Source organism: Micromonospora sp. ABR4_055 (assembly GCF_056160425.1).
The window spans coordinates 1-8166 of record NZ_JBSWXD010000222.1; the positions used below are offsets into that span (position 1 = coordinate 1).

Below are 8166 nucleotides of genomic sequence, written 5' to 3' on the forward strand. Positions count from 1 at the left end.
GCTGGCGGCCGCGCCGGCTCCGCCGAGCAGCGCGCCGCCAGCGAGTCCGGTGCCGCCGGCCAGTCCGGCCCGCAGCAGGGTACGGCGGTCGAATGGGTTCATCGAATCCTCCTGGGAAGTCCGGTGTCCCCAAGAGGTCTATCGATGAAATGTGGCGAGATCCCCCGAATCAGGTGGCCAGCACACGAACCGGCCGACAACCTGCGGCTGATCGACCGGGGTCAGCCCAGGTCGGGGAACCAGAGCTTGATCTCGCGGGCCGCGCTCTCCGGGGAGTCCGAGGCGTGCACCAGGTTCTCCCGGTTGGACAGCGCCAGGTCGCCGCGAATGGTGCCGGCCGTCGCCTTTCGCCCGTCGGTGGTGCCGATCAGCCCACGGACCACATCGATGGCCTGGTCACCGGCGAGCACCAGGGCGACCAGCGGCCCGCCGGTCATGAACTCCTTCAGCGGCGGGTAGAACGGCTTGTCCACATGGTCGGCGTAGTGCGCGCCGGCCAGGTCCTCGTCCATCCGGCGCGACTGCAGGGTGACCAGGTACAGTCCCTTACGCTCGAACCGGCCGAGGATCTCGCCGACCAAGCCGCGCCGGACCGCGTCCGGCTTGATCAACACGAGGGTACGTTCGACATCGGTGGGGCTGGACACGCTGGCTCCTTATCGACGGACCGGCAGCGCTCCCCTGCGGAGCGATCCGGTACGGACTGGCGCTGCCAGCCTAGTGGGTCCACGCCGCCCCGCGCGTCATGATGGAGGGCCAGGGGACGGACGAGGACCGGCGGCTACCGACGCCACCGGTCGTGGCTCTTCCATCCTCGCCGGGCCCGGCCTAGCCTGGCCTTGACGCAGGGAGGTCTACTGTGGCGAACGGCCATCGATCGGTTTCCACCGCCCGCAAGCTCATCGGCACGGTGCTGGGCACTTTCGCCACGTTCATCATCCTCTTCGGCGCAGGCATGACCAGCTGGGCGATCGCCGCGCTGGGCGTGGCGCTGCTGGTGCTCGCGGTCAGCCTGGTGCTGATCACCGCGTTCCCCGGCACTGAGCGCGCCTGGGTGGCTGGCATCGCCCACGTCCGCAGCGTCTCCGAGCCGCCGGCCTCCTCCACCTACGGCCGCTGCGAACTGCAGATCCTGGTGGACGCGCCGGGCGTACCGCCACGGTCGGTCAAGGTCCGCGACCCCCGGGTGCCGGTGGCGAAGTGGCCCGACCCCGGTGCCACGCTGCCGATCATGGTCGCCATCGACGACCAACGTCACGTACGGATCATCTGGGACGACGTGCTCACCCACGCCGAAGCCGCCGCGCAGCGGGCCGACCTGCCGCCGGAGTTCGACGAGCCCGATTTCAGCACCCTCGACGACGACCTGCTCGACGTCGATGAGGAGCCGCCGTGGGTGCGGCGACGCTCCGACGACCTGTTCCTCGACCCGGACACCACCCGGACCGCCGATCTCGGTGCGGGGCTGCGCGACGACGATCCGGCCGAGCCCGCCGGTCCGGCCGACGATCCGCGTCAGCGCCAACGCGACCCGGCGGAGAACCCCCGCCCGGACTTCGCCACCCCAGGGTTCGACCCGGACATCGAACCGTCCGAGCCGGAGGATCCCGGCAACCCCGGCAAGGACCCCGGCAAGGTCGGCGACCCCGTCGTGGTGAGCCAGTCTCCGGGCGGCCACAAGGTGGTGGACGGCACGGTGGTGGACCCGCAGCCGGTGCCGCTGCCGCGCCGTGCCCGGCCACGGCCGTACTCCCCACCCGCCGAGCCGGAGGCCGGCACGGTCACCGCCGGAGCGGACCGGGGCCGGGCCGCCGCCGAGGCCCGCGCCGAGTCACCGACCGCCACTGGGACGGCGCTGGCCGACCAGCCCGACCCGGACGCAGACGACCCCGACGGCGGGTCGGTGCCCGACCCGGACGGACCGCTCGCCGACCTGGCCGCCGCCGGCCCCGACACCCTGGCCGGCGAACCGGCCGACGATCACGGGCCGATTCACGGCGTCGGTCTGACCCTGCTCGTCGCGGACCTCGACCGGTCGGTCGAGTTCTACCGCGACATGCTCGGCTTCTTCGAGATCGACGGCGGTGACGGAAACGCAGTGCTCGCCTCCGGGCAGACCCGCCTGGTGCTGCGGTCGGTGCCCGAGGTCGCCCCGGTCAACCGTCGGCTCATGCACCTCAACCTAGAAGTCGACGGCCTGCAACGGATGCACGACGAACTCAAGGCCAAAGGGGTGCGGTTCACCTACGCGCCCCGGGCAGTCAACCGTGGTGCCCGGTTGGAGCTGTGGGCAGCCGCTTTCCGCGACCCGGACGGCCACGGCATCGCCATCATCGAGTGGCGTGACCGCGACCAGCCGACGTCCGACGCCGACGTGTCGCAGTGACCCCGGCGACGGCTGTGGTCAGCTGAGAATGACCCGCCGGACGTGCCACACGTACGCCCAGACGATGCCGAACAGCACCCCCACCACCAGCAGCGACCAGTGCAGCAGACCGGCGAGCAGGACCAGCCCCTGCAGCACGGTGCCGGCGTACCAGGCCCAGCGGCGCCGCAGCAGACCGGCGAGCAGCACCGCGCCGACGGCGAGGACGGCGCTGGCCACCATGGCCGCCGGGACGGAGCCGTCGCCCAGCATCCGGATCGGCTGGATCGCCAGCACCAGCACCAACGCTTCCAGGCCGAGAGTCGCCGCGCCGAGCCCGCGCGCGGCGGCCGACGGGTTGCGCAACCCGGACTGACGCGGCGGCAGCCCGGCTGGGTCGTCGCTCACGGATTCGTCGCTCACCGGGCCGTCGCTCACCGGGTCAGCAGCCGGCGTGCGTCGGCCACCGTCACCACCGACCCGGTGATCAGGACCCCCACCCCGCTGAGCTCCCCGTCGAGGTCGGCCTCGGCCAGCTCCACCGCCGCTTCGATCGCGTCCGGCATCTGCTGGGTCACCCGTACCCGGTCCACGCCGAACGCCTCGACCGCGAGGCCGGCCAACTGACCGACCGGCATCGCCCGCGGCGACGTGTTGCCGGTCACCACCAGCGCGTCCGCCACCGGCTCCAGCAGATCCAGCAGCGCCTCGGCGTCCTTGTCGGCCAGCACGGCGAGTACCACCACGAGCCGCCGGAACGCGAACTCCTCCTGCACCGCGGCGACCGTAGCCGCCATCCCGTGCGGGTTGTGGGCGCCGTCGAGCAGGATCGTCGGCGCGCTGCGTACCCGCTCCAGCCGGCCTGGTGACGACACCCCGGCGAAGCCCTGCCGGACCGGCTCGGCGTCCAACGTCCGGCCCGGACCGGCACCGAGGAACGCCTCCACCGCCGCCAGCGCCAACGCCGCGTTCTGCGCCTGATGCGCCCCGTGCAGCGGCAGGAACACCTCGTCGTACCGGCCGCCGAGCCCCTGCAACGTGAGCATCTGCCCGCCGACCGCGACAGCGCGGTGGACCACTCCGAACTCGCCGCCCTCCCGGGCGATGGTTGCCCCCACCTCGGCGCACCGGTCCAGGATCGGCCCGGCCGCCTCCTCCGGCTGCACCGCGGTGACCACCGTCGACCCGGCGTGCACGATGCCGGCCTTGGCCCAGGCGATGTCGGTGAGGGTGTCACCCAGCCACTCGGTGTGGTCCAGACCGATCGGCGTCATCACGCAGACACCGGCGGACAGCACGTTGGTGGCGTCCTCGGCGCCGCCCAGCCCGACCTCCACCACCGCCACGTCGACCGGGGCGTCGGCGAACGTCGCGAACGCCAGCGCCGTCGTCGTGTCGAAGTACGTCAGCGGCTCCGCTGCCTGCTTGTCAACCAGGCCGGCCAACGGCGCGACCTCCCGGTACACTGCGGCGAATCGCTCCTCGCTGACCGGCTCACCGTCCAGGCTGATCCGCTCCCGCACCGTCTCCAGGTGCGGACTGGTGTAGCGGCCGGTGTGCAGCCCGAAGGCCCGCAGCAACGAGTCGATCATCCGGGCGGTCGAGGTCTTGCCGTTGGTCCCGGTCAGATGGATCGACGGGTACGCCCGCTGCGGGCTGCCCAGCAGGTCCAGCAGCTGGCCGATCCGGTCCAGGTCGAACACCATCCTGGTGAAGCCCCGGTCGGCGAGCTCCTGCTCGACCCGCGCGAACTCGCCACCCGGCCGCTGCTTCGCGCCGCCGGTGGCTCCAGGTCGACGTACCGTCACGACTGCTCACCGTCGGCGGCCGGCAGCGCGGCGAGCGCTCCGGCGATGCGGGCCAGCTCCGCCTCGGCCGCCGTCAACCGGGTACGGATCTTGTCCACCACCGGGGCAGGTGCTTTGTCGACGAACGCGCTGTTGCCCAACTTGGCCCGACACTGCTCGGCTTCCCGCTTGGCCGCCGACCGGTCCTTGGTCAACCGGGCGCGTTCAGCCGCCACGTCGATCGAACCGCGGGTGTCGAACTCGACCCCGACCTGCGCGGTCACGGCAAGCTTCGCGGTGGCCGAGAACTCGACGGCCGGTTCGTCCAGCCGGGTCAGCGACCGGATCAGCGGCTCGTGCCCGCCGACGCCCGCGTCGGCCAGACCGGTCAGCCGGGCGCTGACCCGTTGGGTTGGCCGCAGCCCCTGATCCGACCGGAACCGGCGGACCTCGGTGACCACCCGCTGCACCACGGCCAGCTCCGCCTCCGCCGCCGGATCGTGCCACGCCGGATCGGCGACCGGCCAGGAAGCCACCATCAGACTGCCGGCCACCGGCTGGCCCGACCCGGCCAGCGCCGACCACAACTCGTCGGTGACGAACGGGGTAACCGGGTGGAGCAGCCGCAGCAGCTGGTCGAGCACGTGGCCGAGCACCCGGCGGGTCCGGTCGGCGGCCCCCCCGCCGGCACCCAGCACCGGCTTGCTCAGCTCCAGATACCAGTCGCAGACGTCGTCCCAGGCGAAGTGGTAGAGCGTGTCACACGCCTTGGCCAGCTCGAACGCCTCGAACTGCTGGTCGACCTGGGCCGTCACCTCCTGCAGTCGGGACATGATCCACCGGTCGGTCATGCCCAGGTCCGCCGGATCGGGCAGGTCGCCGGTCAGGTGCGCGCCGTTGAGCAGCGCGAACCGGGTGGCGTTCCACAGTTTGTTGCAGAAGTTGCGGGAACCCTGGCACCACTCCTCGCTGATCGGCACGTCGGCGCCCGGGTTGGCGCCCCGGACCAGGGTGAACCGGGTTGCGTCGGCACCGAACCGGTCGATCCAGTCGAGCGGGTCGACGACGTTGCCGTACGACTTGGACATCTTCTTGCCGAACTGGTCCCGGACCATGCCGTGCAGGGCCACCACGTCGAACGGCTGCCGGCCTTCCATCGCGTACAGCCCGAACATCATCATCCGGGCCACCCAGAAGAACAGGATGTCGTAGCCGGTCACCAGCACGCTGGTCGGGTAGAAGGTCCGCAGGTCGTCGGTCTGGTCCGGCCAGCCGAGCGTGGAGAACGGCCACAGCGCGCTGGAGAACCAGGTGTCGAGGACGTCCTCGTCCTGCCGCCAGCCGGCACCGGCCGGCGGCTGCTCGTCGGGTCCGACGCAGACGACCTCGCCCGCCGGGCCGTACCAGACCGGAATCCGGTGCCCCCACCACAGCTGCCGGGAGATGCACCAGTCGTGCATGTTGTCGACCCAGGCGAAGTAGCGTGCGGCCAGCTCCGGCGGCTCCACCCGGGTCCGACCGTCACGCACCGCGTCCCCGGCCGCCTTCGCCAGCGGGCCGGTCCGGACGAACCACTGCAACGACAGCCGCGGCTCGACCGTGGTCCGGCACCGCGAACAGTGACCGACCGCGTGCACGTACGGCCGCTTCTCGGCCACCACCCGCCCTTCGGCCCGCAACGCCGCGACGATCGCCGGCCGCGCCTCGAACCGGTCGAGTCCTTCGAACGGTCCGGCCGCCGTGACCACCGCCCGCTCGTCAAGGATGGTCAGACTCGGCAGCCCGTGCCGTTGGCCGATCTCGAAGTCGTTGGGGTCGTGCGCCGGGGTCACCTTCACCGCGCCCGTGCCGAACGTCGGATCGACGTGCGCGTCCGCGACGATCGGGATCCGCCGACCGGTCAACGGCAGCTCAACCTCGGTGCCGACGAGATGACGGTAGCGGTCGTCGTCCGGGTGCACCGCCACAGCGGTGTCGCCCAGCATCGTCTCGACCCGGGTGGTGGCCACCACGATCGACGCGTCGCCCTCGCCGTACCGGATGGAAACCAGCTCGCCGTCGTCGTCGCTGTGTTCCACCTCGATGTCGGACAGGGCGGTTCGGCACCGCGGGCACCAGTTGATGATGCGCTCGGCGCGGTAGATCAGCTCGTCGTCGTAGAGCCGTTTGAAGATGGTCTGCACCGCCCGGGACAGACCTTCATCCATCGTGAAACGTTCCCGGTCCCAGTCGACCGAGTCCCCGAGACGGCGCATCTGCCCGAGGATGGTGCCGCCCGACTCCGCCTTCCACTGCCAGACCCGGTCGATGAACTGGTCCCGGCCGAGGTCGTGCCGGGACAGCCCTTCGGCGGCGAGCCGCCGCTCCACGACGTTCTGGGTGGCGATCCCGGCGTGGTCCATGCCGGGCAGCCAGAGCGCCTCGAAGCCCTGCATCCGCTTGCGTCGGATCAGCGTGTCCTGGATCGAGTGGTCGAGTGCGTGCCCGACGTGCAGCGACCCCGTGACGTTCGGCGGCGGCAGCACGATGGTGAACGGCGGCTTCCCGCTACCCGCGTCGGCGCGGAAGTATCCCTCGGCTACCCACCGCTCGTACCGCCGCTGTTCGACCTCGCCCGGAGCGTACTGGGCCGGCAACATGGGAGCAGCGTCGTGATGGGGTTGCGAAGTTTCGGTCACCCATCGAGTTTACGGAGCCAGCGCGCCTGGATTCACGCAGGCCCGGTTGCGGCTGACCGGCGGCCCCGGCCCACTTGGCGGGCCGACGGGCCACACCCACCGCTGCGCGGACCCGGTGACGTACGGTGTCGGGCATGGTCGACGACATACTCGGCGGACGGCGGCCGGCCCACCAGGAACCGGAAGACCGTCAGGAACCGTTCGACGTCACCCCGGACGCCCAGCCGACGCCGGGCGACGGAGACGGCCGCAGCCGAGGTGCCCGGGCCGGGCGCGGCCGGCGCGTCGCCGTCATCGGCTCGCTCGCCGCGATCGGTGTGCTGGGCGCCGGTCTGCTCGGTTCGACCGGCCTACGCATCGTCGCGCAGAAGGATGCCAGCCTGAGCGCTCCGACCCAGGCGGCCGGGCTGGTCCGCGACGACGGGGAACAGGCCAGGAGTACGGCCGATTACCTGCACAGCGCCTTCGCCGCCGGTATCGACCTGGACCGCAGCACGGCCGCGGTCTACCGGGACCCGTCGGCGGCGGACCGCAGCGTCCTGATCTTCGGTGGCACCGCCCTGCTCTGGTCACCCGAGCACGACCTGGACGCGCTGCTGGAGATCGTCGGTGATGAGGAGGGTTCGGTGACCGGCGTCCACCAGGTGCCGGCCGGGACGTACGGCGGGGTGATGAAGTGTGGCAGCACGCCCACCGACGACCAGGAGATGCCGGTCTGCGGGTGGGCGGACCACGGGAGCATCGCGGTTGCTCTGTTCCCGGGACGCACCGTCGACGAGTCCGCCGCGCTGCTCGCGGACCTGCGCATGGACCTCCAGCAGCGGGACTGACGTCCGCGCTGCGGTTCTCGGCACAGCCGGTGCGGGGGTCTGTGCCTTCTGTCCGGGGGCCGTCGTCTGCGGACTTTCCCGGAAAACACTTGTGGGCCACCCGTACGGGTGGCCCACAAGTAAAGATGTCCGGCGGTGACCTACTCTCCCACACCCTCACGAGTGCAGTACCATCGGCGCTGGAGAGCTTAGCTACCGGGTTCGGAATGTAACCGGGCGTTTCCCCTCCGCCATAACCGCCGTAACCCTAACAACAAACCAAACACACACAAGTGTTCGTTTGCCCAGAATCACACAGTGGACGCGTACATCTTCGAAGTCAAGTCCTCGGCCTATTAGTACCGGTCAACTGAACCAGTTACCTGGCTTACATCTCCGGCCTATCAACCCAGTCATCTACTGGGAGCCTTACCCTACAAAGTGGGTGGGACACCTCATCTTGAAGCGAGCTTCCCGCTTAGATGCTTTCAGCGGTTATCCCTTCCGAACGTAGCCAACCAGCCGTG

General features: G+C 70.8%; 6 protein-coding genes and 2 rRNA genes. 2 read left to right on the forward strand and 6 right to left on the reverse strand.

From position 1 onward, the window contains the following. Positions 1-221: 221 nt before the first annotated feature. Positions 222-647, reverse strand: a complete 426-nt coding sequence (gene ndk, locus ACXAHD_RS30110) for a nucleoside-diphosphate kinase (RefSeq protein WP_281551032.1) — start codon at positions 645-647, stop codon at positions 222-224. A gap of 212 nt (positions 648-859) precedes the next feature. Here ndk and ACXAHD_RS30115 point away from each other — a divergent pair, with 212 nt between their 5' ends. Then, on the forward strand, positions 860-2386 hold the full coding sequence (locus ACXAHD_RS30115) for a VOC family protein (protein ID WP_281551033.1): 1527 nt from the start codon (positions 860-862) through the stop codon (positions 2384-2386). Positions 2387-2404: 18 nt separating this feature from the next. Here the strand turns inward: ACXAHD_RS30115 and ACXAHD_RS30120 are convergent, their stop codons facing one another. From ACXAHD_RS30120 to ACXAHD_RS30130, 3 genes are all read right to left on the reverse strand, one after another. Then, a complete protein-coding gene (locus ACXAHD_RS30120; RefSeq protein WP_289213391.1) occupies positions 2405-2788 on the reverse strand; it encodes a DUF4233 domain-containing protein in 384 nt (127 codons plus the stop codon). Between the two features lie 11 nt (positions 2789-2799). Continuing rightward, complete coding sequence (locus ACXAHD_RS30125; protein WP_289213617.1) at positions 2800-4071, reverse strand: bifunctional folylpolyglutamate synthase/dihydrofolate synthase; 1272 nt, start codon at positions 4069-4071, stop codon at positions 2800-2802. Between the two features lie 98 nt (positions 4072-4169). Beyond that, positions 4170-6791 carry a valine--tRNA ligase gene (locus tag ACXAHD_RS30130; RefSeq protein ID WP_289213392.1) on the reverse strand — a complete coding sequence of 874 codons (2622 nt, stop codon included), beginning with the start codon at positions 6789-6791 and terminating at the stop codon, positions 4170-4172. A 173-nt stretch (positions 6792-6964) separates the two neighbouring features. Here ACXAHD_RS30130 and ACXAHD_RS30135 point away from each other — a divergent pair, with 173 nt between their 5' ends. Next, the gene (locus tag ACXAHD_RS30135; protein ID WP_289213393.1) at positions 6965-7660 is read left to right on the forward strand and encodes a hypothetical protein; all 696 of its coding nucleotides are present in this window, start codon (positions 6965-6967) and stop codon (positions 7658-7660) included. Positions 7661-7787: 127 nt separating this feature from the next. Here the strand turns inward: ACXAHD_RS30135 and rrf are convergent. Further along, positions 7788-7904 (reverse strand): 5S ribosomal RNA (gene rrf, locus ACXAHD_RS30140). Positions 7905-7975: 71 nt separating this feature from the next. Beyond that, a 23S ribosomal RNA gene (locus ACXAHD_RS30145) occupies positions 7976-8166 on the reverse strand; the annotation flags it as partial.

What these genes read in the sequence shown, in the direction of transcription:
- ACXAHD_RS30130 (WP_289213392.1), bottom strand. Translation starts at nt 6,791, where the DNA reads ATGTTGCCGGCCCAGTACGCTCCGGGCGAGGTCGAACAGCGGCGGTAC.
- ACXAHD_RS30125 (WP_289213617.1), bottom strand. Translation starts at nt 4,071, where the DNA reads ATGGTGTTCGACCTGGACCGGATCGGCCAGCTGCTGGACCTGCTGGGC.
- ACXAHD_RS30135 (WP_289213393.1), top strand. Translation starts at nt 6,965, where the DNA reads ATGGTCGACGACATACTCGGCGGACGGCGGCCGGCCCACCAGGAACCG.